Below are 23486 nucleotides of genomic sequence, written 5' to 3' on the forward strand. Positions count from 1 at the left end.
AAACCGATATTTTAATCAATGGTATTTCAACGACCATTGTTTTAATTAGAACTCGGGGTTATAAGAACTCGTCTGCACCACCACCCAGTATCAGCTCACCGTTGTCAGCCATACGTCGGGCAATAGCAAGAATCTCTTTCTGTGCCGTTTCCACATCAGAAACTTTGATTGGTGGCATTGCCTCCAAGTCATCTTTCATCAGTTCAGCAGCACGTTTAGACATGTTCTTGAAGATCTTATCTCGTAACGTGTCGTCTGCACCTTTGAGTGCTTTCTGTAGAACGTCTTGAGGAACGTCACGCAGCAATTTCTGAATGCCTTGGTCGTCGACTTCGACCAAGTTCTCGAACACAAACATAAGGTCTTGAATTTGAGTAGCCAAATCTTCGTCTTGATCGCGCATCTGATCCATAAGCGCTCCCTCGATATTGTTGTCGAGGTAGTTCATGATATCTGCCGCAGCTTTCAGGCCACCAATCTTCGCTGCTTGTGCACCAGCCTGACCTGCGAACTGTTTCTCCATAATTTCATTCAACTCAGCCAGTGCTGAAGGTTGAACTTCTTCAAGGTTAGCAATACGCATCATCAAGTCTAGGCGGTCACGTTCAGCAAACTGGGCCAGAATTTCTGCTGACTGATCTGGGTCCAAGTAAGACAATACAATGGTCTGAATTTGCGGGTGTTCGTTGACTATAATGCTCGCCACCTGACGAGGATCCATCCATTTCAATGAGTCCAGACCTTTCGAGCCAGTGCCCAACAGGATTTGGTCAACCAAGTTGTTCGCTTTATCTTCACCCAGTGCAGCAACCAGCGCTTTACGCATGAAGTCTTCACTGCCCATACCGATATTGGTGTATTTCTGGATATCTTCCAAAAACGCGCGGTGTACGGCAGTTACTTTGCCTTGGCTCAAGTCTTTTGCTCGCGCCATCGCACTACCTACACGCTGAACCTGTTTAGGTTCAAGGTGACGAATAATTGCCGCTGCATCCGCCTCGTTGAGACTCAGTAGCAAAATTGCTGCACGCTCTTCACCGGGAATATCAGCAATTTCTTTTTCTAGTTCAGTCAGCTCTCGGTTGTCTTGCTTTATTATTTCATTAGGCATCGTTAGCCACCCAGTTCTTCACTACTTGAGCTGCAAGCTCAGGTTCGTTGGCGACCAGAGCACGTACTGCTTTCAGTACATCCTCATCTTTATGTAAATTCGGTAAGTCTATGCCAGAGCCAAACTCAAACAGTTCACCACCTTCAATATCACTACCAATCAAGCTGGTTTCACCATCAATACCGATCGGTAAACCATCTGGTCCGTATAGTTGGTCATCGTCATCCGCAGATGGATTGAGCAATTTCTTCATTGCAGGACGAACAAGTACTAGTACAATTACCATGATAACCAAAGCACTTGCGAGCCAGCGAATCCAGTCGTTGAAGTTCGGATGTTCCCAGATTGGCACATCAGCAATAGTTTCAACTTCTGGTTCTGCGAAGTTCATACTTAATACGTTCAGCAAGTCACCACGATTTTCACTGAAACCAACCGCACCAACCAATACCTGACGAATTGCTTGTAACTCACTATCACTCACTGGGGTATAGGTGATTTCACCAGTTTCAGGATTGACGCTGCTTCGGTTTTTAACTGCAACAGCCACTGTTTGGCGGTTAACCACGCCAGTTTGACGACGTTCGTGGCTAATTGTTGTATCCAGCTCAAAGTTGCGAGTCGCTTCTTTGTGAACAGAACCCTGCCCCATAAGCGAACCATCTTTCATCTGCGCTACATCTTGTGGAATAGAGGCATCAGCAGGAGGTTGATTACTCAATGCGCCAGGTACACCGGCAATCACATTACCGTTGTTGTAATCTTCTAAAGTGTATTCACTGCGTGTTGCTGGAGTATTTGGATCAAAACGTTTGCGAGTTTGCTCTACTGCACTGAAATCCAGTTCAACGTCTACCTGAGCGGTATAGTTACCCAAACCTAAAATCGGAATTAACACTGAATCGATTTTTTCACGTAAGTCTTGTTCTTTCTTACGCTCTGCTTCCTGCTCTTTACGACGAGCAGCTGTTACCGGATCCTGTGAACCAGAGCTAAGCAGACGACCATGCTGATCGGTCACAGTGACGCGGGTCGGTTTCATTCCCGGTACAGCACTGGCGACCATATCAACAATAGAATCAACTTCTTCTTGTTTAAGATTGGTGCCCGTACGCAGTGTCAAAAATACCGACGCAGACGCTTCTTGGTTTTGACGAACGAAGACACTCTGTTTTGGCAGGGCAAGAAGCACGCGCGCTTTGTTTACTTGGCGCATCTCTTCAATGCCTTTTGCAAGCTGGCGCTCACGGCTAAGTTTCAGACGCTCTTGCTCCAAGCGTTGCGAAACACCAAAGCCCATGTCTTGCAGCAGAATTTCATCACCTTCGTGACGTTCCTGATTCATACCAGCACGAACCATATTCAACTTAAGACTGTTGTAATCAGAAGTCGGAACCAAGATGGTGTTGCCGTCTAACTTATAGTCTTGTTTTTGCTGGTCGAGGTAATCAAGAACAGGGATCAGTTCTTGTGTGTCGTAAGCACCTAGAGGACGCATCTCTGGTTCTTTCACCCAGAAAAACAGCATCACAATCAAGGCCACACAGATAGAGATAGAGAGGACTAGGACAACTTGGCGTAGTAAGTCCAAGTCCCCGATAGAGAAGTCCATTTTTGATGAGCTTTTTTCTTCAGCGTCTACGTTTTGCGTACCCATGTCTAAGTCGGAGCTCGACATCAAGGCATGGTCACCGCTGCCATTGCTTAAAGTAAGATCGGTTGTTTGCTTATTCTCGGCCACAATTCACACCTTTATTAAACTGGCATGTTCATCAGTTCTTTGTACGCTTCAACAAGCTTGTTGCGTACCTGAATAGTGGCTTCAAATGCCACGCTCGATTTGTTGCGGGCGATCATGACATCAGAAAGAGAGACATCTTCATCGCCACGATCAAAGCGCATTTGAAGGTCGCTTGAGGTTTTCTGTAAACCATTTACGTTATTGATAGCGTGTGAAAGCATATCACCAAAATCAGCGCCAATTTTTTGTCCTGTTGGAGCTGGGCGTGAGTTGGTAGCTTCTACCATCATCGCCTGCATTTCGCTCTGTAAACCGTTTATATTCATTACTACCTCAAAAGCCAGAACTTTGACTAAACCTCATCTCTGTTCAGTAATGCAGCAATTTATGTGCCACTCTGAAATAGGGCTAATTTAACCCGGAATGTCCATACCTGCATCACGCATTTTTGCTAGCTTGTAGCGCAATGTGCGAGGGCTAATACCCAGCTTTTCCGCCATCTCTTTACGGCGGCCATTACACTCAATCAAGGTCTCCATAATAATGGCAAACTCTTGATCGCGTAGCTCACCGCCTAAGCCGGCACTGCTGTTCGCAATCTTAGCCACATCGACCTGAGCAACAGGTTTGATGTCTGGTGTTGCAACCGCTTCACCACCTTCAACTAACTTCTGAAGGCTCGAAGCGTCCTGCCAATCCAGACCTTCAAGTAAGATATGTTCTTGGTCGATATGCCCATTTTCACTCAGGATCAGAGCACGCTGCACGACGTTATCTAACTCGCGCACGTTACCCGGCCAAGAATAAGCATTGAGCTTAGTGACAGCAGAAGCTGAAAGACTCGGTACTGGCATACCCAATTTCTTGCAGTTGCGTTCCACTAAGTGATTCGCCAGCGGTTCGATGTCTGCTTTACGATCTTTCAGAGCTGGCCAAGAGATTGGGAAAACGTTCAAACGGTAATACAAGTCTTCACGGAAGTTACCTTCTTGCACGTACTGCTTTAAATCACGGTTACTTGTGGCAAGCACACGAACATCGAGTTTGATGCTCTTACGGCTGCCTAAGCGTTCCACTTCGCGCTCTTGCAGAACACGCAATAACTTGGCCTGAAGGTTTAAATCCATCTCACTGATTTCATCCAGCAAGATAGTCCCGCCCTGAGCCTGTTCAAATTTACCCGGACACGCTTGTACTGCACCAGTAAACGCACCTTTTTCGTAACCGAATAAGGTTGCTTCCAACATATTGTCTGGAATCGCTGCACAGTTGATGGCGATAAAAGGACCATCTTTGCGCAAGGAAGCGTTGTGAATGTAACGGGACATCACTTCTTTACCAGAACCGCTAGGACCTAAAATCATCACGTTAGCGTCGGTTTTCGCCACTTTGTCAGCCAGTACCAGCAGCTTTAAACTTTTCTCGTCAGCGACAACCGCATCACCATTATCGTCTGATTTTACAGGCGCATATCGGCTTACCATGTTCAACAATACTTCTGGCGCAAATGGCTTAGCCATGTAGTCGATAGCACCATCTTTCATTGCCGAAACCGCATCTTCAATGTTGGCATAAGCCGTCATCAGCAATACTGGCAAATTAGGCCAGTGCTGTTTGATGTTGCGTAGCAGAGCAAGACCACCCATACCGCCCATTTGTACGTCCGAAACCACAATATCCACAGAATTATTTTTGAGTTTCACCAAAGCGTCTTCAGCACTGTCAGCTTCCAGCCATTCATAACCAGCCAGTGCTAAGGTGTCTACCAAGGCTTCGCGTAGGCCTTCATCATCTTCAACGATTAAGACTTTGCTTTGTGCCATCATCATTCTCCAGTTTCTGTGTGAGTGGAATCAGTGTGATTTTGCAAAGGAATACAAACGGTGAAACACGCCCCGTCTCCCTCTTCAGAAATCAGTTCTAATCGTCCATCGTGTGCTCGACAAACCATCTGTACAACCGCAAGGCCTAAACCCGTTCCCTGCGAGCGAGTGGTAAAGAAAGGTTCCATAATCTTACTTTGCAACTCAGGTGGTACGCCGGGACCGTTGTCTTGAACGGATATTTTTAGCTCTCCATTCACTGGTCGGAAGAACACATCTATTTGTGCTTCTTTACCAGCTATCTGAATCGCATTCATCACTAAATTACTTAATGCCGAGGCAATTGCATTGGCATTGCCCAGCAACATTGTCTCTTGCTCTTCCACTTCGAGACAAAAATCAATTTGGTTGTTTTTCAGCGCCGTTTCGACCATTGGAGAAAACTCCCCAACCAGATCAGCGATTGAAAATGGTTTTACTACTTTATTGTCGCCGCCTTTAGCAAACAGCAACATATCATTGACTTGCTTTTCCAAATCATACAAACGATCCATCAATTTACTTTGAAAGCGCTCACGAGTTGTCGTGGGTAAATTGGGAGCGCCAAGATTAGAAGCATAGAGCATGGCACTCGAAAGCGGTGTTCTCACCTGATGTGCTAACGACGCAACCATTCGCCCTAAAGATGATAATCGTTGTAAATCACTTACCCGTGCCTGCAATAAGCGGGTTTCTGTCAAATCAGTGATCAAAATGAGCTGACCTGTATTGGAAGCTGAAATCGCCAAGCGCACTTTTCGGCCATTGCGCAGTGAGATTTCGTGACCGTCATCTTCGCGAGGAGCAAACGCAATCTGAATAATCGCGTACCAGCGCTCGCCCAAAAGAGGAACGTCCAGAATTCGCTGCGCTTCAGGGTTAGCCTCTCGCACAACCCCTTGAGTATCCAACAAAATTACGCCTGCTGGCATGACATCAAGAACCTGCTTATAACGTTCTACTTGGTCTTCTAAAGAATCTAAATGTGAATGCTGCTCTTGCACTTGGTCTACCATCGTCGAGAATCTGCCTTCCAATACAACAATAGCCTGTCACGCAAAATGCATGCCAGGCTATTTTATATATTTTTCAATGAGTTAATTCAATGACAATAAATTGACTCACTCGTAATATGGCTTTTATCGCTGCATATTGTACTTACGCATCTTCTCAACCAAGGTAGTTCTACGCATACCCAGCATATCTGCTGCACGAGCGACCACGCCACCCTGAGCTTCTAACGCTTGGTTGATCAGACTCACTTCTAAATCAGCGAGAAGTTCCTTGAGGTTTACCCCTTCTGGTGGCAATGCCTGTGGAACGTCAACATCAGTGAAACTGTCTGAGGAATCCAAACTGAAGTTTTCAGAGAAAATGCTGTCTAAAGCGTCACGCTCTTGCTCTTCCACTGAACTGAATCGACTCGGTTCAGGCTGAAACTCAGGAATATCACTGTATCGGTACTTGGTAGGGAGATGGTTCACATCCACCAGACTGTTTGGATACAGGATAACCATACGCTCCACTAGGTTTGCTAGCTCACGAACGTTACCCGGCCAATCATGCTCCATCAAAGAGTTAATCGCTCTTGGTGTGTAACAGATAGGCTGAGCACCTTCAGCTTCCATACGAGTCATTAACTCGCGTAGTAGCAGAGGTATATCTTCTTTGCGCTCTTTAAGCGAAGGCATTTCAATTGGAAAGACATTAAGACGATAGTAGAGATCTTCGCGGAAGCGCTGCTCTTCTATCATGCTTTCCAAATTTCGGTGTGTTGCAGCGATAATTCGCACGTTGGCTTTGATTGTGGTGTTGCCACCAACCCTTTCAAAGCAACGCTCCTGCAATACACGCAGTAACTTTACCTGCATGGTCATCGGCATATCGCCGATTTCATCTAAGAATAACGTGCCGCCTTCAGCCAGTTCAAAACGACCTTTACGAGCAGTGATTGCTCCAGTAAAAGCGCCTTTTTCATGGCCAAACAGTTCACTTTCCAATAAATCCGCAGGAATTGCGCCACAGTTAATTGGCACAAACGGTCCACTTCGACGTGGTGAATGGTAGTGAATATTTCTTGCGACAACCTCTTTACCTGTACCAGATTCACCTAAGATCAATACGTTAGCTTCTGTTCCAGAAACTTGTTCAATCAGATGGCGAACTTCTTGGATACCGTTGCTTTGGCCGACCAAACTGCGAAATAGAGTGTTCTTGCGGTCAGACGCGACAACATTAATGCCCTGACGACCTAAAAATGCTTTGCAGTGGCGGAGTGCTTCGCTCAGTTGCTGGTAGTTGAGAGGAAACTCCAACTCTCCAACATATTGAGAAAATTCTTCCAAAGAATACGGCTGCTTATCAGCCATTAAAAGAGGAATGTGATTTGCGTTTGCAAGTGATGAGGCTAATGATTCTGATAGTTTATGATCTTTCAACGATCCAAGAATGCACCCTGTCCACGTTGCCGACCAATTGACTTGATCAGCCAGCGAAGACTCAATTACCTCACACTGCTCTCCTACAAATTCTAATATGATACTGAGATTAAGACGAATAGACGGATCGTCTTCAATCACAAGCAATTTTGCTAAACCTTGCATAGGTGAGAATATTTGCCTTCAATCTGGAAAGTTGGATGTACTTACACAATAAGAATCGTTATTAGGCTGAATTAGTCTTTTAAGTAGCGCTAAATATACGATAGTCAATCTGTGAAAATCAGCAACAAAAAAAGCCATTAGGCTATCTAATGGCTTCTATTCTATGTGATAAAAAAAATAAGGCAACCAAGCAATTAGCTGGTGTGAGCTCTGTTAAAACTTTCAGAGATAACTTACAAACCTACTTCATTTGATGTCAGATTGTGGTATTCAGCAGGAATTTGATCCCAAGCTGATTTAATTTCACGAATAATATCGATCACATCATCCACTATTTGCGGATCATTCTGATGGTTAGCCGCTGCAATTTGCGTGATCATAAATTCGTATAGCTGATCTAGGTTTTGTGCGATTTCACCGCCATCATCCATAGATAAACAGCTACGTAAGCTGATTATGATGTCCAAAGCTTTACCAAAGCGCTCGCCTTTAACAGGAATATTGCCTTGTAGCATTGCTGCCTTGCCTTGAATCAAACGTTCAATCGCGCCAGCCATTAACATCTGTACAATCTTATGCGGTGAGGCCGCACTTAGCTGGCTATCCACTGATACTTTTTTGTACGCCTGCAAAGAACCACGCATAGTCTTCCTCTTTATAAAAACTTTTTGTATTGCTGAACCGATTTATTACCGTGACGGAACTTTTGTAAATCTTTACCGATTAACAGGGTTTTTGACTGCATCAGTTCAACAAGTTGTTGTGTATCTCGAACAGCATCTCGCCAACATTGGGATTTGCCTAGTGCTGGATTTTCTGACACTTCAGTCAGTAATCCCTGCAATAACTGTTCCCTTATATCGACAAGTTGAATAATTTCTTCAACATTTATATCGTCATGTGCCAATAAATCTTTAATTTGATTATCGACATCACTCAACTCTTTCAGCTGCTCATCCATCATATTAGCCTAGCGCGTTCATCATACCGGCTAACTGAGACTGCATTTTGCCAGTGGCATCCTGCATGGCCGAGAACTTGTCAAAAGTCCGTTTTTCCAAGCTGTCCATTCTACGGTCAAGTGCTGCTTGGTCATCATTTAAACGGTAATTTCGCTCTGTGAGTGTCTTTTCACGATTGCGAATAACGCCAGTTACACCGGTCATACCCTGAATGGCATCTTCGACTTTTTTCGCAAAGCCCTGATTACCACCAAAAAAGTCGCCCAGCTTGGTGAAATTGTTATTTAATTGACGGTCGAGCATATCATAATTGATTTCCATCGTCCCTTGACGAGTGGTCGTGATCCCAAATTCCGTCAAGCTTTGAAGCTTTTCTGGTGCTTGTTCAATTTTAGTCGAGAAGACCGATTTTAGTCGGGAGTCTGCACTGCGAACCACACTATCACCAGCTAAAGGTCCTGCTTGCCCCGTGCGAGGGTCGACACCCGATAACTCTTTAGATACTTGATAAAACTGGTTATAGGCGTTGACGAACTGCTCTATGTCTTCACGAACACTGTTGCGGTCGTATTCAATATCAATTTCAGTAGGCTGCTGATTTCGGTCAGTTTTACCTTTTAGGGTCAAATCCACACCTTCAATCGCGTTTTCAATTACGTTGTTTTTACTAGATAACTTCGCAACTCCGTCTAGCACAACTAAAGAGTCTTGTGCTGCCTGAACTTCTGTCATACCTGTGTAAGCATCAAAAGAGGCCTGTGCCGCTTTAAGTTGCTCATTAACCGACTCAACTTTTTCAAACAGTTCACGTTCTTCTGGTGTCAGTTTTGCACGCGCAATCGCTTTGGCTTCTTCAGGCGTCATATTACCGTTTTGTACGGCAGCTCGGATATCCGCTTTCTCTTGCGCTAATTGACGTTCAAGTTTTTCCTGCGCTTCTTTTGGCGTCACGTAAGAATCAACTAAGGTTCCTGATGCGGTATTTGTCCAGCCCGGAACGTCTTTTGATTTATCTATCGCTTTATCATCAAGCTCAGGTTCTGGCTCATAATAAGAATCCAGCAAAGTACCCGAAGCTGTTTCAGTCCAACCTGGAATACGTTCTTCAGGTTTTAAGTACTTATTAACGTCCGTTCCTGCTTTGGCTGCCGCTTTAACGGCCGAATCAGACAACTCGGCACCATCAGCATCAACGCCATTATTGTCTTTTGCTACTTTCTGAACTTGAGCGGCAACCGATTCGTCAATTTCTCTGGCGGCATTACCGATTTTTTCTGCCACTTTAGCGGCAATCTTTTGCTGCTCTGGTGTTAAAGGGGCAATCAGTTGCTGCGCAGAAGCACGCGCTTTTTCAAGATCTTTAACGCGGTCTTCTAACGTTTTGTATTCAAGAGACTTGAGAGGATCACCCGCTTGCGCTTGTGCAGCAATGGTGACTCGATTTTCTTCACCAGAAAGGTTCGACGCAACGATTAATCGAGGCCCATCAACGTCGTTGATTACCGAAGCTCGTACACCGGGGTTACTCTTTTCACCGTTGATGCTACGAACAATATCGATAAGTTTAGATTGGGGTTTTACTTCTATGTTGAAGCTTTTCTTGCCAAGTGAAATTTGCAGCTTACCAGGACCAAACTTTGCGTCTTGAGGAAGTACATCAGACGCAATTTTATGGCTCTGAGCAAGCTGCAACACATCTACTGAGTATTTACCAGCGATGGCATCAGTGGTTGCTGTCGCGACGACGGATCTCTCATCAGAGGTGTCCACAGAACGAACTGCGAACGCCTTTTCCTGACGAAAATTCGCCATCAGATTTTTCATCGTATCCAGCGACTCTCTGAGCCGGCCATAGGCACTAATACTGGTATCAATACCAACGCGCTCGTTGTCAATTCGTTGCTGTTTTGGAACACGCTCCGAATTAACAATTTTGCTGACCATTGAATTTATATCAAAGCCAGTGTTCATCCCCATTGGGCCTAAACTCATTCAACCACCTCAAAAATATATTTACACCTTAGCCGACAATAAGCCCGATTTATGGTCCTGTTGTCGGGAAAGACGTCGTAATACTTCAAGCATTTCTTCTTCAGGAATTTGGCGGATAATGTCACCCGTTGAGGCTTCATACACCGTTACTACGTCCCGACCGGATTCCTCATCAATTCTGAAAGATAAGCCTTTGTTGATAGATTTAACGAAATCGCTAACTTGTTCTACCATTCTAGCTCGCCGTTCTTCATTCAGCTTCTCTCGTTCACGAGAACGTTCAATTGCTGCGTCGACCGACTCTTGCTTAGTCTTCTCCAGTCGTTGTGAGATGTGCTCATAAATCTTATCTGAGCGCTCTACCGGTCGTTCCTCCCTTTTCGCAGTAGAAATGTTACTTACGTTTTCATTTTCTGAAGCAAATTTGATGCCACTTTGTGAGCCGAAAGGCTGGACGTTCGATGTGTGTAATGGTACTTCCATAACAATCTCCCTTCCACCTTAGAGGTAACTTTATCCAACTGTGCTACCTATAAAGCTCAGTTAGCTTTATCAGTTAACCCAATAAGCTAAGAGCCGCAGATGGTGACTGCTTCGCTTGAGCCAACACAGACGTACTCGCTTGTTGCAGAATTTGCGACTTCGTCATTGCAGTGGTTTCGCGAGCGTAATCCGTATCTCTGATACGGCTACGAGATGCATTCACGTTCTCATTGATGTTCTCTAGGTTGCTGATTGCATGACCAAAACGGTTTTGGAATGCACCTAGTGAAGCACGTTGGCTATCTACAGCTTTAAGAGCACCGTCGATCACCGCAATCGCTTCTTGAGAACCACCTACTGTTGATACGTCAATATCTTTTACAGTAAGATCTTCGCCTTGACCAAAGCCAATCTCAGCACCAAGATCACCACCGATTGTGACATCACCTTGCACTTTTTGAGTTGCTGCGAAAAGTTGTAGCTTACCGCCTTCGCCAACTGACGCTTTAATGTCGTCGTTTTGGCCGTTGATGTAAGTAGCAACTTCTTCTAAGTCATCACCTGCTTTTGCAGAAATGGTAACTTCACGAGCTTCGCCCTGTTTGTCGGTGTAGTTCAGTGTTAGATCTTTCGCTTCGCCAACTTTCCAATCCGCTCCTTTACCTTCTTGGGCACGGTAAGCTTTACCACCCATATCAGTGGTATCCGAGCGCATGTTGCTCATGGATAAAGCAACAGCTTCACCTGAGTCAGCACCGATTTGGAAAGATTTATTACCGAAAGAGCCATTCAGTAGTTTGTTGCCACCAAACGATGTGGTTTCCGCAATACGGTTCAATTCGTCATTAAGTGCAGACACTTCTTCTTGAATCGCTAAACGCTCAGAACGTGAGTTCGAACCGTTAGAAGATTGCAATGAAAGGTCACGCATACGTTGAAGGATGTTGGTCGTTTCATTCATTGCACCTTCAGCAGTTTGTGCAATAGAGATACCATCGTTCGCATTTCTCACCGCCATGTCTAAGCCACGGCTTTGAGAAGTTAAACGGTTTGAAATTTGTAGACCTGCTGCATCATCTTTCGCGCTGTTAATTCGGTAACCCGAAGACAAACGCTCCATAGATTTTTGCGTGCCGTCCGCTGCATTGTTCAAATATCGCTGAGCAGTCATCCCCGCGACATTCGTGTTCACACTTATTGCCATATTGATCTCCTTAGGCAGATTGTTGACGTGCCTTCGAGTCTCTCACCTCTCTCCGGCACACCTCATTTCTCTCGTATTCTGTAACGGCGAAGAATTAACAACCTTTAGAGAAAAAATATTACTTTTTTGCAAAATAATTGAACATTTGAAGAATTAATAAGCAAATCAATATATTAATCGCAAAAAAAAATCCAGCCGAAGCTGGATTTTTTCATCTGGAAGCGGATTAACCTAGTAGGCTAAGCGCTGCGTTTGGAGCTTGTTTAGCTTGCGCCAACACTGTGCTTGATGCTTGAGAAAGAATTTGCGACTTAGTTAGTGCAGTTGTTTCTTTCGCGAAGTCAGTGTCTTTGATACGGCTCTTAGAAGCATTCACGTTTTCGTTAATGTTGTCTAAGTTGCTGATTGCGTGGTTGAAACGGTTTTGGAAAGCACCTAGTTCTGCACGGTGGCTATCTACAAATTTCAACGCTGAGTCGATGATAGCAACAGATTCTTGAGCACCACCTACTGTTGTTACGTCGATAGCATTAACTGTTACCGCTTTACCTTCACCGCCAATACCTAACTCACCAGCTAGTGAGCCACCAAATGATACCTGGCCTTGAACGTTATCTGTACCAGCGAATACTTGTAGCTTGCCATCTTCGCTTACTGAAGCTTTCACTTGGTCAGTTTGACCATTAATGTAAGTCGCTAGCTCTTCGATATCATCACCAGTTTTTGCTGAGATACTGATAGTTTGCTCTTGACCAGCTTTGTCAGTGAAAGACATGGTTAGGTCGTTTGCACCTGATTGCACACCCCAGTTTTTATCTTTACTTTCAGTTGCTTGGTAGCTAATACCACCCATCTTAGCGTTATCGCTGCGCATGTTGTTTAGGCTTAACATTACCGCTTCACCAGAGTCAGCACCGATTTGGAATGACTTAGTTGCGAATGTGCCGTTTAGTAGCTTGTTACCACCGAAAGATGTTGTCTCTGCGATACGGTTTAGTTCGTCGTTAAGTGCAGATACTTCTTCTTGAATCGCTACGCGCTCAGACTTAGAGTTTGAACCGTTAGTTGATTGTAGTGACAAGTCACGCATACGTTGCAGAATGTTGGTCGTTTCATTCATCGCACCTTCAGCAGTTTGAGCAATCGAAATACCATCATTCGCGTTGCGCACTGCTACGTCTAAGCCACGGCTTTGAACGTTCAAACGGTTAGAGATTTGAAGACCAGCTGCATCATCTTTTGCGCTGTTGATTTTTGAACCAGACGATAGACGCTCCATTGACGTTTGTTGTGCGCTAGTTGCGCCGTTTAGGTAACGTTGAGCTGTCATTGCTGATACGTTTGTATTTACATTCACTGCCATGGTGATTTCTCCAATTGATTTTCCGGTAGTTCAGGTTTCCGACGTCTCGGAAAACCAAGTAGTTCTCTCAAAGTTACTTTCTATAACGGCTCCTATTCAGGAACCTTTAGAAAATTTTTTCGATTTTTTAAAAAAAACTTCGTTTGGTGTATTAAACGTGACGAAAGCATTAAAAGTTTTAAAAAGTCGATTTTTTTATTAAAGGTTTACAGCTCAGCGTCGATAAACCTTGATTTTCTTTTTACCAAGCGCGTTTTTCTTTTTTAACCAAGTAAAGATAAAGCCAAATTTGGCTGTTTCTTAGCTTGAGCCAAAATAGAGGTACTCACTTGTTGAAGAATTTGCTGCTTAATCATTTGCGTCGTTTCTTTCGCATAGTCAGCGTCTTTAATACGACTATTAGAAGCGGCCAAGTTTTCGTGCACGTTATCCAGATTGTTGATCGCGTGCGAAAAACGGTTTTGTAATGCGCCCAACTCAGCACGGTGACTGTCTACATATTGCAGCGCAGTATCTAACACCGACACAGCACGTTGTGCACCACCAGCGGAACGGATATCCAGGTCATTCACAGATTCATAGCCTTTGAGATCCATTTGAAGCTCTTCGGCTAAGCTGCCACTGAATGACAAGGTTCCGGAAGTCTCTTTACCCGCTATAAAGATCTGTAGTTGACCATCTTCATTGACGGATGCTGATAGTTCATCAGTTTGTCCGTTTATGTAAGTAGCCAGCTCTTCAACATCATCACCTTCTTTGGCGTGAATATTGATTGAAGACTCTTTGCCACTCGCATCCACATACTGAATCATCAGTTGGTTATTGCCTTTTGATACCTGCCATTGTTCATCTAGCGAGCGACGACCGACATAGCTGAATCCGCCCATATCGATACTGTCTGAACGCATGTTCTTCAGTGACAGCTGAACCGCCTCTCCAGAGCTTGCGCCTATCTGGAAAGAAGATTGTCCAAAAGTGCCATTGAGCAATTTTCGCCCACCAAAAGAGGTAGTTTCAGCAATTCGGTTCAATTCATCATTCAAAGCCGCCATTTCTTCCTGCAAAGCAATTCTTTCTGCTTTACTGTTGGAACCATTAGCTGACTGAAGTGATAAATCTCGCATGCGTTGCAGCAAGTTGGTACTTTCCTGCATCGCCCCTTCCGCGGTTTGCATGATGGACACACCGTCATTGGCATTACGCACAGCGACATCTAGTCCGCGCATCTGAGTTTCTAAGCGATTCGATATTTGCAGACCTGCCGCATCATCTTTAGCACTGTTAATCTTCTTACCTGAAGACAATCGTTCTAAAGATTGATTAAGCATTTCTGTAGCTGAGTTCAAATGGCGTTGAGCCACAAGAGCAGAGACATTTGTGTTTACCGTTATCGCCATACAGACGCAATCACCTACTTCTGGTTAATTCTGTTAGCTATATCGGTGGCGTGCAGATTTTCTTTAGTAAGAGTTTTATTTAAAACGAAAAGCCGGACATTCAGTCCGGCTTTCATCTATATGATTATTTTCTGTTTATCGTGCTATGCCTTTACAGTAAGGCTCGCTAGCATCTCTTGAGAAGGCGCAAAGAAGTAAGCGCCAGTCACAGCGTGAGTAAAGCGAAGCAGTTGGTCTGTTTTACCATCTGTTACACCATACATACTTTCTAACATCACTTTCATGTTGTGCAGAGTGTGGCAGTAAGAGATAAACAGCAGGCCATGTTCACCACTAGCGGTACCATACGGTAAGCTGTGACGAACTATCTTCAAACCTTTACCTTCTTCTTTAATATCAACACGACCTACGTGAGAAGCAGCAGGAACATCATCCAGTTCAATTGAATCCGGTTTTGTACGGCCAACTACTTTTTCTTGAGCAGAGATGTTTAAACGGTTCCAAGCAGGAAGATCATGCACAAAGCGTTGTAGTAATACATAGCTACCACCTGCGAACTCACCATTCTGAATCAGTGCAACCTCTTGACGTTTATCATCTTTAGGGTTTTCTGTTCCATCGATGAATCCTGTCATATCACGAGCATCTAGGTAGCGGAAACCGTAAGTCTCATCCACGACAGTCACATCTTCAGCCGTTTCGGCTAAGAATGTACGCAAAACGTAAAACAGCAAATCGTGACGAGTTGAATGGCAGTGAATCAGTACATCAACATCTGTACTAGGTGCTACAACTTTACCTTCACCCAGCGGTTGAAAATCGATTAGCTCTTCAGGCATCGCTACATCAAGCTTTTGCCAAAAAGCTTTAGTAAAAGAAACGGATACCGTTAAAGCTGCCCCCGGTTGATTCGCATTAATATCCGCAATATGTGCTGGCAACGCTTGAAGCTGCTGTAAAACATGAGCGTGGTTTTGACGAATTTTCAAAAGGCTATAGAGTGCAAATGGACCTGCTTCAGGCAGAATTGCAGTCTGTGACATTGACATAAAAAATCCTCACTATTCATTTATGCTCATTGGCTATGGACTGAGTGTAATTAAAAACTATTTCTTTATGTTGACCGTGATCATGAGTTCACGACGATCATGTGCGATACAAAACAGGGACTTGAAAGCAATCTCTGACACTGCGGCTGTTATAAACATACAGAGCAAACCACAATAAAAGCAACATACTCAAGGCAGATATCCAGTTAAAAGAGCCGTTCTGAAGATAAACGTGATATCCGGTTTGAACAAATTGTGCAAGTGTCGTTAACAACGTCACCTCTCTGCCCCATTTAGCGCTTAATATCGCCCAGCGCCTGTCAGGATGCCTTAACCCGACCAACCACATCATTGCAATACTCGGTACGCCCATCGCTAAACCCAAATACAGCATCGAGTGATCAGGATAAATCAAACCTAGAATTTTCGGCCCACTGTCGCGACTGGCTCCAGCCATCACAAATACAATCCAAGCTTTCGACAAGAAAAACCAGCCTAGCCATAACCATTTAGGAGCCTTAAGAAAGCCGTTAGCATCGTATTGTTCTATTGAATAACGCACAGTGTTCCATCTGAATTTACTACTTTTGTTACACAACCACTTTAACCGAATGGTTTCAAATAGCTATACGTAATCTCTGATTGAAGCGGTAGATATGATAAACAGAATGTAAGAAAAAGACTCAAGTCCCTTCCTGACCAAACATCAAAGACGTCCTGTTGACTATCAAGCACAACACCATGGCAGATAGAGAAATTAAACGGCAGAGTTGATCTAGAGCCCTTCATCAAATATGTCAGTTCGTGATAGGGTTTAGCCCTATTCACTACCAAGATTAGATTCTGCATTTATGAATAAGAAAATCGTTCCTTCGGAACAAACTCAACAAGACGCATTGGCGGTCGCTAGAGCAATTCAAAAACCGGGACAAACAAAAGAACAGACCAAGTTGATTGCTCAGGGAATAGAGAAAGGCATCGCGCTGTACAAAAAACAGCAAAAAGAGAAAAGCCGCCAAGCAGACAGAGCGCGCAAGAAAGCGTTAAAGACAAAGCAAACCAGTGCAGAAACTCAAGAGAGCGAAGAGTTTAATGAACTCGACGCAACAACAAGCACATCAAGCTTTTTACCTTGGATTTTACTGGGCTTAAGCTGGGCAGGCTTTATTGCGTATTGGTTTGTTCAAAACCAACAATAAGGAAAAAAGCCAGCAAAGCTGGCTTTAAAATCCTAAGCTCGCCGCAATGTCATTTTTGCGGTCAAAAACCCATTGGCTATCAAATGGTCCCCAGTCTGATAATTGGTAGTAACCATCGTTATGACGTCTACCATCCTGAACAAACATGAGTTCGATACCAATTCCCGGAAGCGCTTTAATCACGTCCTGAATAGTACGACGTGGCCATCCCGTTTTCTCAATAAGTTTAGGCACATTTGGCCGCTCAAGGCTTTCCACTAACAAGGCTAAATACAGACGCCTAGCAAAAACAGGACTCAATTCCATTGATACCTCCTAATCAATACAGGACTCATTATTTCTTTTTTGCCTCGAAACGTGTTGCGTTTGATCAATAACTTTTCAATACCATGCAAATCAGAGCGTATTTTCTCGTCACGAACCCTTTTGTCACGAGGCTGGCTTCCTGCTAGGATTTGGCAAACAACGATAATTCAGCCTATACCCACCAGCTTGGCGTTGTAACACTCGTGGTTGCAGGTTCAGCTAGTGGGGAGAGAAAGGAAAAGTATTAATGACTATTATGTATGGCATCCCTAACTGCGACACAATCAAGAAGGCGCGTAAGTGGCTTGAAGCAGAAGGTGTCGAATACCAGTTTCATGATTATAAAAAACAAGGGATCGACGCTGAACTCGTGAAAGAGTTTTGCCTATCGCTTGGTTGGGAAAATGTGTTAAATAAACGCGGCACAACCTATCGTCAACTTAGCCAAGAGCAGAAAGACACGTTGAATGAAACCAACGCTATCGCTTTGTTGGTTGAGCAGCCTTCAATGATTAAGCGTCCGATTGTGCGCCATAATGACAAACTAGAACTCGGCTTCAGCACTGCGAACTACGCGGCTCTTTTTGGTCAATAATTTTACTTAATAAACCGTTTCTTTTTTTAACAAGGATTTCAAGGATGACAGATAGCCCTGTTTTGGCTCTCGCAAAAGATTTAATCAGCCGCCAATCGGTAACCCCAATTGACGCAGGTTGCCAAGATTTAATGATTCAACGCTTAAAAGCGCTCGGTTTTGAAATCGAATCTATGGTGTTTGAAGATACAACCAACTTCTGGGCTCGCAAAGGCACTGAAGCACCACTGTTTACCTTCGCAGGGCATACTGACGTCGTTCCAGCCGGTAAGCTGGAGCAATGGCATACTCCACCATTTGAACCAACCATTATCGACGATCATCTGCATGGGCGTGGCGCTGCAGATATGAAAGGTTCACTGGCTTGTATGATTGTTGCTGTTGAACGCTTTCTTGCTGAAAACCCGAACCACAAAGGTTCAATCGGCTTTCTAATTACCTCTGACGAAGAAGGCCCGTTCATCAATGGCACAACCCGTGTTGTTGATACCTTAATGGAACGTAACGAACTGATTGATATGTGTATTGTGGGCGAACCTTCAAGCACATTAAAAGTGGGCGATGTGGTAAAAAATGGCCGTCGAGGCTCAATTACTGGTGACATCACCATCAAAGGCACACAAGGTCATGTGGCTTACCCACACCTAGCAAATAACCCAGTACATCAGTCACTTCCGGCTCTGGCTGAACTGGCAACCATGAAATGGGATGACGGCAACGAATACTTCCCGCCAACCAGCTTCCAAATTCCAAACGTGCATGCTGGAACTGGTGCATCGAATGTTATTCCCGGTGAGTTTAATGTTCAGTTCAACCTGCGTTTCAGTACCGAGTTAACCGCTGACGAGATTAAACGTCGCGTTCATTCAACTTTGGATGCTCACGGTTTGGATTACGACCTGCACTGGACACTGAATGGTCTGCCATTCTTAACAGATACCGGTGAACTGCTTGATGCCGTGGTTAAAGCGGTGAAAGAAGTGAATCGTCAAGAACCACAGTTACTGACAACGGGTGGTACATCTGATGGTCGTTTCATTGCTCAAATGGGCGCACAAGTAGTGGAGTTGGGGCCTGTGAATGCCACCATCCACAAAGTGAACGAATGTGTCAGCATCCATGATCTTGAACTGTTGACCGATATGTATCAGAAAACGCTGGAAAATCTTCTAGCGTAATGGAGAACTGATTCACGTGATAATGACCGCTGAGCAATTAACAGGTAAAACTGAATCCCATTTAACGGAAGTGCTGGTAGGACAGAAGTATTTTCTCGTCCATCCTGATGTTAAAGATGATTTGCTGTCACTCAAAGAGGCAGCAGATAAAAAAGGTTTTAACTTCAATATTGCCAGCGGTTTTCGTTCCTTTGAACGTCAACTGGCGATCTGGAATCGAAAAATGTCAGGCGAAGCTGCGCTCCTTGATGAGAACAGCCAAATCATTGAGTCGCAAAATCTGAGTGATGAGCAAAAAATCGCGGCGATTTTACGTTGGTCTGCGCTACCGGGTGCAAGTCGTCATCACTGGGGAACCGATTTTGATGTCTTTGACAGGAATACCATCCCAAGTGAAGGTGGTTTGAAACTGGAACCTTGGGAGTATTTACAAGACCACCAGCAACCTTTTTACCTCTGGTTACAAGCGCATTTAGCTGAGTTTGGATTTTTCTTTCCTTATCAGGAAAATAGCTCAGGTGTCGCTTTTGAGCCATGGCACATTAGCCACAAAAAAACGGCTCAGATGTGTTTGCAACAACTCACATTAGATCAATTGTCTGCACAACTGGATTCTGCGCCCATTTTAGGTAAAGAGTGCGTGCGCCAAGGGCTTGCAAAGATCTACAATCAATACATCACTAACATCAGCACTCGCTAACGGCAATCAGCATGATAGAGTTTCTTTTTAACCCGTGGGTCATCTCAATCGTCATCGTCAGTGTGGTGATCGGTAATATTGCTGCATTGAAATACACAGCGAATATGAAATACGGTCAACAGAAGAAGAAAAGCGATTTAGATAAACTCAATGAGCTTGATAAGCAACAACACCAAGACGACAACCAGCACAAACAATAAAGGACGCAAAAGCGTCCTTTATTTCATCAAGCGTGTACTCAGCGTTATTTCTTATCAATTACCGCTGCGAGTACTGGAACCATATCTTTCAACAAGGCTTCTTCAACAGGTTTACCTGATGAATCGGTCACGTTGATCGAAGTACGGTTACCCAAATCACCAAATAGGAAGGTGTAAGTTCCCGATTTTAGCGCAATAGGTTTGACGCCAATCTCTTGCCAGAACTCATCATCCGGTGACGCATATTTCGCTTTTACAGTACCTTGAGACTGACTACGTTCTTCAATCGTAAAGCCCATATGAGGCAGAATGTTTGGCAAACGAGGCCAAAGTACGTCGTAAGAAGAACGAGCAATAATCACAGGTAGACCACTACGGTCTGCGCCCATTGAAATTGGAATCTGTTTGACCAGTTCTTGTGCTTTTCTCGCTGCTTCTTCACGAGCGTCAAGATCATAACGAGTCGTCACTAAGTTCGTCATCAATGCGTTGTAACGCTCTTTATTGGTGGTTGAAACTGGCATCTGCTTGCCATCTTCACGCCAATCAATCAGTGATACTTTAAAGCCGTAGCGATTATTGTCTTCGACACGAGTCACTTCGTAACGAGCGCCTAACTCGACGTCTTCATCTTCTGCGACCCAAGAAACCCAATCGGTTTCAATTCTGTCATGAGTTTGAGAGAGGATATTGATTTTGCGCTCAGCGATCACTTTTAAGACCGTATCCCAAACTTTATCCACTTCATCCTTACGAACCATCCATAGTGAAACTTCACCTTTTTGGCGTTCTGCTCGAGCACCGGGGATCAGTTCCAGAACTTGTTGCGGTGGACGAATATCAACGGTTTGGCCTACACCGCCATGATAGTTCCCCTGCGGGATCTCAAAATTCGGGTAAAACTCTGGAGTCGCTCCCTCTGGTAGCTGCCACTCGCTGAAGCTTTTCGTCTCTAGGTAGGTAAAATCATCTTTGGCTTGACGGCGATGTGTCGAATTTGAACAAGCACTTAAAACCAAAACAGCTAGTGAACTAATAACTAGCTGACGCGTAAACTTCATTGAAACTCCTAAAATGCACCGAGGTGTAAAAACACCTCGGCATTGTATGGAAAGCGCCTTAAAAAATACAGGCTTCAGTCATTGCTTGGGCAACAACTGGTTGAGCTTGTTCAGAAAGAGGTGTTAAAGGTAGACGTAGATCACCAAAAGAAATCAAACCCAGTTTGTGAGCGGCCCATTTCACCGGAATCGGGCTTGATTCGACGAATAAATTTTTATGCAAAGGCATCAAACGTTGGTTAATGGCTTCTGCTTCTTCAAACTTACCTTCAAGCGCAAGGTGCGTCATGTTCGCCATATCTGCGGCTGCAATGTTGTTCGTTACTGAAATAACGCCTTTACCACCCAGTTTAATAAACTCTAAACCTGTCGCATCATCACCGCTAAGCAGAATGAAATCATCCCCACAAAGCTCACGATGCAGTGCTACACGGCTTAAATCACCTGTCGCATCTTTAATCGCAACAATGTTGTCTAACTTTGATAGTCGAGCCACTGTCTCAGGTTTCAAATCAACTGCCGTACGACCAGGTACGTTGTACAGAATGATTGGCACTTCTGTCTGTTCAGAAATGGCTTTGTAATGCTGGTACAAACCTTCTTGTGTCGGCTTGTTGTAGTATGGAGTCACACTTAGAACGCCAGCGATACCAGTATTGTTTAGTAGTCGACTGAAGGTAATGGATTCGTGAGTCGCATTTGCTCCAGTACCCGCAATCACTGGAATACGGCCATTGGAATACTCAACAATCTTCTCTACAACTTTGACATGCTCTTCGATGGTCAGTGTGGATGATTCACCTGTCGTGCCTACGGCAACGATAGCATCGGTACCAGCGTCAACATGGTAGTCAACAAGCTTCTTCAGACTTACAAAGTCGACTTCGCCATCTTGGGTAAAAGGTGTAATTAACGCTACGATACTTCCTGAAAACATGTCTATCTCCATAAATAAATGCTTTCTGCATGGTACTGCATGGGAGTTGAAAAACACAAGAGGCTAAGAATGCCTAAATGCTCCTTAAGAGTGAATATTTATCACATGTTGGAGCTTTCCCCCACTCAATCTCTTATTGGCTATTGTATATAAGCAATCCTTCCACTTGTTAGAGGTCGGTCATATTTAATTAGCCGCTATATCGAGTGCTTGTCTCTATACTTAATTTATGGAGTGGTTATCCCAAAAATGAGCAGTCAACTCAGAGGCAGAGCGTGTGTTTTCGCCTGATAAGTATAGATAACGATGTAACCTAAGCGCCTCAATTGCAATAACAGAGTTGTCACCTTAATTAACAAAGGAAAGTAACCACATCATTGGGGTTAATTAATGAAAAGTTGTGCTAACATGCCAGAAAATAACAAAGCGAAATATCAATATGACTCAACATCTTGTGATCACCGCAGTAGGAACTGACCGCCCAGGTATCTGTAACCAAGTTGCGAAATTAGTAACGCAATCAGGCTGTAATATCGTAGACAGCCGAATTGCCTTATTTGGAAAGGAATTCACATTGATCATGCTGTTATCCGGCAATGCCAACAGCATTACCAGAGTAGAGACAACGCTGCCACTGCTCGGGCAAGAACAAGATTTGATCACTATCATGAAGCGAACGTCACCACATGATCACCAATCCAACGATTATATTGTTGAAGTCTATGTGGAATCTGATGACCGCCTTGGTTTAACGGAACAGTTCACTCAGTTCTTTGCAGACCGTAATATTGGTATGGCGTCACTAAGTGCACAAACCATCAGTAAAGATAAGCTTCAGCGTAGCAAAGACCAATTCCATATCGCCATTACCGCTCACGTAGATTCGGAATATAACCTGATGCAGCTTCAAGAAGAATTTGAAGCGCTATGCTCCGGTCTTGATGTACAAGGTTCGCTTAATTTTATAAAAAGCAGTCAATAAGGAAGAACAATGAACACTTTAAAAGCAGGCGCGCCAGCTCCGGCGTTTTCACTATTAGACCAAGATGGTAATCAAGTTACCCTATCTGACTTTGCTGGCAAAAAAATTCTGTTTTATTTTTACCCAAAAGCCATGACACCGGGTTGTACCGTTCAGGCGCAAGGCTTACGTGATGTGAATGCTGAGCTTGAAGCCATGAATGTAGTGGTACTAGGCGTGAGTATCGACCCTGTTGCTCGCCTTGGTAAGTTCATCGCCCGCGACAACCTTAACTTCACCTTATTGTCAGATGAAGATCATCAAGTTGCTGAACAGTTCGGAGTTTGGGGAACCAAGAAATTTATGGGCAAAGTTTATGATGGCTTGCACCGCATAAGCTTCCTGATTGACGAAAACGGTATCATTGAACACGTATTCGACAAGTTCAAAACCAAAGATCACCACGAAGTCGTTCTGAACTATCTAAAAGAAAAACAGGCTTAACTCGCACTGTTTAGAAAACACATTGTGATAAAAGAAAGGCCAGCGAAAGCTGGCCTTTTTGTTCAATATATCAAGATA

At 44.2% G+C, this 23486-nt stretch carries 25 protein-coding genes; 7 read left to right on the forward strand and 18 right to left on the reverse strand.

The window, feature by feature from the left end:
• Window positions 1-58 precede the first annotated feature (58 nt).
• The 15 genes from fliG to HKI82_RS09545 all read right to left on the reverse strand — a co-directional run bounded on the left by fliG (window position 59) and on the right by HKI82_RS09545 (window position 16329).
• A complete protein-coding gene (fliG, locus tag HKI82_RS09475; RefSeq protein ID WP_102940855.1) occupies window positions 59-1111 on the reverse strand; it encodes a flagellar motor switch protein FliG in 1053 nt (350 codons plus the stop codon).
• Window positions 1104-2852, reverse strand: a complete 1749-nt coding sequence (gene fliF / locus HKI82_RS09480; RefSeq protein WP_171137848.1) for a flagellar basal-body MS-ring/collar protein FliF — start codon at window positions 2850-2852, stop codon at window positions 1104-1106. Before fliF ends, fliG begins: the two co-directional genes overlap by 8 nt.
• 14 nt (window positions 2853-2866) lie before the next feature.
• A complete protein-coding gene (gene fliE / locus HKI82_RS09485) occupies window positions 2867-3178 on the reverse strand; it encodes a flagellar hook-basal body complex protein FliE (RefSeq protein WP_102940857.1) in 312 nt (103 codons plus the stop codon).
• Window positions 3179-3265: 87 nt separating this feature from the next.
• On the reverse strand, window positions 3266-4675 hold the full coding sequence (locus tag HKI82_RS09490; protein WP_171137849.1) for a sigma-54-dependent transcriptional regulator: 1410 nt from the start codon (window positions 4673-4675) through the stop codon (window positions 3266-3268).
• A gap of 2 nt (window positions 4676-4677) precedes the next feature.
• Window positions 4678-5730, reverse strand: coding sequence for a sensor histidine kinase (locus tag HKI82_RS09495; RefSeq protein WP_042484020.1), 1053 nt, complete (start codon window positions 5728-5730; stop codon window positions 4678-4680).
• 123 nt (window positions 5731-5853) lie between these two features.
• The gene (locus HKI82_RS09500) at window positions 5854-7317 is read right to left on the reverse strand and encodes a sigma-54 dependent transcriptional regulator (RefSeq protein WP_102940859.1); all 1464 of its coding nucleotides are present in this window, start codon (window positions 7315-7317) and stop codon (window positions 5854-5856) included.
• Window positions 7318-7550: 233 nt separating this feature from the next.
• Entirely contained in the window at window positions 7551-7961 is a 411-nt protein-coding gene (gene fliS / locus HKI82_RS09505) for a flagellar export chaperone FliS (RefSeq protein ID WP_042484026.1), read from the reverse strand.
• Window positions 7962-7972: 11 nt separating this feature from the next.
• Entirely contained in the window at window positions 7973-8278 is a 306-nt protein-coding gene (gene fliT, locus HKI82_RS09510) for a flagellar protein FliT (protein ID WP_102940860.1), read from the reverse strand.
• A gap of 4 nt (window positions 8279-8282) precedes the next feature.
• A complete protein-coding gene (gene fliD, locus HKI82_RS09515; protein WP_102940861.1) occupies window positions 8283-10271 on the reverse strand; it encodes a flagellar filament capping protein FliD in 1989 nt (662 codons plus the stop codon).
• Between the two features lie 21 nt (window positions 10272-10292).
• On the reverse strand, window positions 10293-10754 hold the full coding sequence (gene flaG, locus HKI82_RS09520) for a flagellar protein FlaG (protein WP_102940862.1): 462 nt from the start codon (window positions 10752-10754) through the stop codon (window positions 10293-10295).
• Window positions 10755-10827: 73 nt separating this feature from the next.
• Window positions 10828-11958, reverse strand: a complete 1131-nt coding sequence (locus HKI82_RS09525; protein ID WP_102940863.1) for a flagellin — start codon at window positions 11956-11958, stop codon at window positions 10828-10830.
• Window positions 11959-12184: 226 nt separating this feature from the next.
• Entirely contained in the window at window positions 12185-13321 is a 1137-nt protein-coding gene (locus HKI82_RS09530) for a flagellin (protein WP_102940864.1), read from the reverse strand.
• A 263-nt stretch (window positions 13322-13584) separates the two neighbouring features.
• On the reverse strand, window positions 13585-14718 hold the full coding sequence (locus tag HKI82_RS09535; RefSeq protein ID WP_171137850.1) for a flagellin: 1134 nt from the start codon (window positions 14716-14718) through the stop codon (window positions 13585-13587).
• 143 nt (window positions 14719-14861) lie between these two features.
• Entirely contained in the window at window positions 14862-15767 is a 906-nt protein-coding gene (locus tag HKI82_RS09540) for a Dyp-type peroxidase (protein ID WP_102940866.1), read from the reverse strand.
• A 97-nt stretch (window positions 15768-15864) separates the two neighbouring features.
• A complete protein-coding gene (locus HKI82_RS09545; RefSeq protein ID WP_102940867.1) occupies window positions 15865-16329 on the reverse strand; it encodes a DUF2919 domain-containing protein in 465 nt (154 codons plus the stop codon).
• Window positions 16330-16618: 289 nt separating this feature from the next.
• On the opposite strand from HKI82_RS09545, the gene HKI82_RS09550 reads away from it, so the two are divergent.
• Entirely contained in the window at window positions 16619-16966 is a 348-nt protein-coding gene (locus HKI82_RS09550; protein ID WP_112404834.1) for a DUF2956 domain-containing protein, read from the forward strand.
• 24 nt (window positions 16967-16990) lie between these two features.
• On the opposite strand, the gene HKI82_RS09555 is transcribed toward HKI82_RS09550, so the two are convergent.
• On the reverse strand, window positions 16991-17272 hold the full coding sequence (locus HKI82_RS09555; protein WP_042484051.1) for a winged helix-turn-helix domain-containing protein: 282 nt from the start codon (window positions 17270-17272) through the stop codon (window positions 16991-16993).
• A 247-nt stretch (window positions 17273-17519) separates the two neighbouring features.
• Here HKI82_RS09555 and HKI82_RS09560 point away from each other — a divergent pair, with 247 nt between their 5' ends.
• From HKI82_RS09560 to HKI82_RS09575, 4 genes are read left to right on the forward strand one after another with little or no spacing between them, the layout of a single operon-like run.
• Window positions 17520-17867 carry an ArsC family reductase gene (locus HKI82_RS09560; RefSeq protein ID WP_102940869.1) on the forward strand — a complete coding sequence of 116 codons (348 nt, stop codon included), beginning with the start codon at window positions 17520-17522 and terminating at the stop codon, window positions 17865-17867.
• A gap of 44 nt (window positions 17868-17911) precedes the next feature.
• Entirely contained in the window at window positions 17912-19045 is a 1134-nt protein-coding gene (gene dapE, locus HKI82_RS09565) for a succinyl-diaminopimelate desuccinylase (RefSeq protein ID WP_102940870.1), read from the forward strand.
• Between the two features lie 22 nt (window positions 19046-19067).
• On the forward strand, window positions 19068-19745 hold the full coding sequence (locus HKI82_RS09570; protein WP_102940871.1) for a M15 family metallopeptidase: 678 nt from the start codon (window positions 19068-19070) through the stop codon (window positions 19743-19745).
• Window positions 19746-19756: 11 nt separating this feature from the next.
• The gene (locus tag HKI82_RS09575; RefSeq protein WP_042484063.1) at window positions 19757-19945 is read left to right on the forward strand and encodes a DUF2897 family protein; all 189 of its coding nucleotides are present in this window, start codon (window positions 19757-19759) and stop codon (window positions 19943-19945) included.
• Between the two features lie 44 nt (window positions 19946-19989).
• Here the strand turns inward: HKI82_RS09575 and bamC are convergent, their stop codons facing one another.
• Window positions 19990-21006 carry an outer membrane protein assembly factor BamC gene (gene bamC / locus HKI82_RS09580; RefSeq protein ID WP_102940872.1) on the reverse strand — a complete coding sequence of 339 codons (1017 nt, stop codon included), beginning with the start codon at window positions 21004-21006 and terminating at the stop codon, window positions 19990-19992.
• A gap of 58 nt (window positions 21007-21064) precedes the next feature.
• Entirely contained in the window at window positions 21065-21943 is an 879-nt protein-coding gene (gene dapA / locus HKI82_RS09585) for a 4-hydroxy-tetrahydrodipicolinate synthase (RefSeq protein WP_042484069.1), read from the reverse strand.
• Between the two features lie 439 nt (window positions 21944-22382).
• Between dapA and HKI82_RS09590 the strand changes: the two genes are divergently transcribed.
• The gene (locus HKI82_RS09590) at window positions 22383-22925 is read left to right on the forward strand and encodes a glycine cleavage system transcriptional repressor (protein WP_102940873.1); all 543 of its coding nucleotides are present in this window, start codon (window positions 22383-22385) and stop codon (window positions 22923-22925) included.
• 9 nt (window positions 22926-22934) lie between these two features.
• A complete protein-coding gene (gene bcp / locus HKI82_RS09595) occupies window positions 22935-23408 on the forward strand; it encodes a thioredoxin-dependent thiol peroxidase (protein WP_102963087.1) in 474 nt (157 codons plus the stop codon).
• Window positions 23409-23486 lie beyond the last annotated feature (78 nt).

The organism is Vibrio plantisponsor (assembly GCF_013041605.1).
Taxonomy (GTDB): domain Bacteria; phylum Pseudomonadota; class Gammaproteobacteria; order Enterobacterales; family Vibrionaceae; genus Vibrio; species Vibrio plantisponsor.

Coding starts and splice junctions, on each gene's coding strand:
- HKI82_RS09525 (WP_102940863.1), bottom strand. CDS start 11,958: ATGGCAATAAGTGTGAACACGAATGTCGCGGGGATGACTGCTCAGCGA.
- HKI82_RS09555 (WP_042484051.1), bottom strand. CDS start 17,272: ATGGAATTGAGTCCTGTTTTTGCTAGGCGTCTGTATTTAGCCTTGTTA.
- bamC (WP_102940872.1), bottom strand. CDS start 21,006: ATGAAGTTTACGCGTCAGCTAGTTATTAGTTCACTAGCTGTTTTGGTT.
- flaG (WP_102940862.1), bottom strand. CDS start 10,754: ATGGAAGTACCATTACACACATCGAACGTCCAGCCTTTCGGCTCACAA.
- fliD (WP_102940861.1), bottom strand. CDS start 10,271: ATGAGTTTAGGCCCAATGGGGATGAACACTGGCTTTGATATAAATTCA.
- HKI82_RS09490 (WP_171137849.1), bottom strand. CDS start 4,675: ATGGCACAAAGCAAAGTCTTAATCGTTGAAGATGATGAAGGCCTACGC.
- fliE (WP_102940857.1), bottom strand. CDS start 3,178: ATGAATATAAACGGTTTACAGAGCGAAATGCAGGCGATGATGGTAGAA.
- HKI82_RS09540 (WP_102940866.1), bottom strand. CDS start 15,767: ATGTCAATGTCACAGACTGCAATTCTGCCTGAAGCAGGTCCATTTGCA.
- HKI82_RS09495 (WP_042484020.1), bottom strand. CDS start 5,730: ATGGTAGACCAAGTGCAAGAGCAGCATTCACATTTAGATTCTTTAGAA.
- bcp (WP_102963087.1), top strand. CDS start 22,935: ATGAACACTTTAAAAGCAGGCGCGCCAGCTCCGGCGTTTTCACTATTA.
- HKI82_RS09570 (WP_102940871.1), top strand. CDS start 19,068: ATGACCGCTGAGCAATTAACAGGTAAAACTGAATCCCATTTAACGGAA.
- fliS (WP_042484026.1), bottom strand. CDS start 7,961: ATGCGTGGTTCTTTGCAGGCGTACAAAAAAGTATCAGTGGATAGCCAG.
- HKI82_RS09575 (WP_042484063.1), top strand. CDS start 19,757: ATGATAGAGTTTCTTTTTAACCCGTGGGTCATCTCAATCGTCATCGTC.
- HKI82_RS09535 (WP_171137850.1), bottom strand. CDS start 14,718: ATGGCGATAACGGTAAACACAAATGTCTCTGCTCTTGTGGCTCAACGC.
- dapE (WP_102940870.1), top strand. CDS start 17,912: ATGACAGATAGCCCTGTTTTGGCTCTCGCAAAAGATTTAATCAGCCGC.
- dapA (WP_042484069.1), bottom strand. CDS start 21,943: ATGTTTTCAGGAAGTATCGTAGCGTTAATTACACCTTTTACCCAAGAT.
- HKI82_RS09590 (WP_102940873.1), top strand. CDS start 22,383: ATGACTCAACATCTTGTGATCACCGCAGTAGGAACTGACCGCCCAGGT.
- HKI82_RS09530 (WP_102940864.1), bottom strand. CDS start 13,321: ATGGCAGTGAATGTAAATACAAACGTATCAGCAATGACAGCTCAACGT.
- fliG (WP_102940855.1), bottom strand. CDS start 1,111: ATGCCTAATGAAATAATAAAGCAAGACAACCGAGAGCTGACTGAACTA.
- HKI82_RS09550 (WP_112404834.1), top strand. CDS start 16,619: ATGAATAAGAAAATCGTTCCTTCGGAACAAACTCAACAAGACGCATTG.
- HKI82_RS09560 (WP_102940869.1), top strand. CDS start 17,520: ATGACTATTATGTATGGCATCCCTAACTGCGACACAATCAAGAAGGCG.
- fliT (WP_102940860.1), bottom strand. CDS start 8,278: ATGGATGAGCAGCTGAAAGAGTTGAGTGATGTCGATAATCAAATTAAA.
- HKI82_RS09500 (WP_102940859.1), bottom strand. CDS start 7,317: ATGCAAGGTTTAGCAAAATTGCTTGTGATTGAAGACGATCCGTCTATT.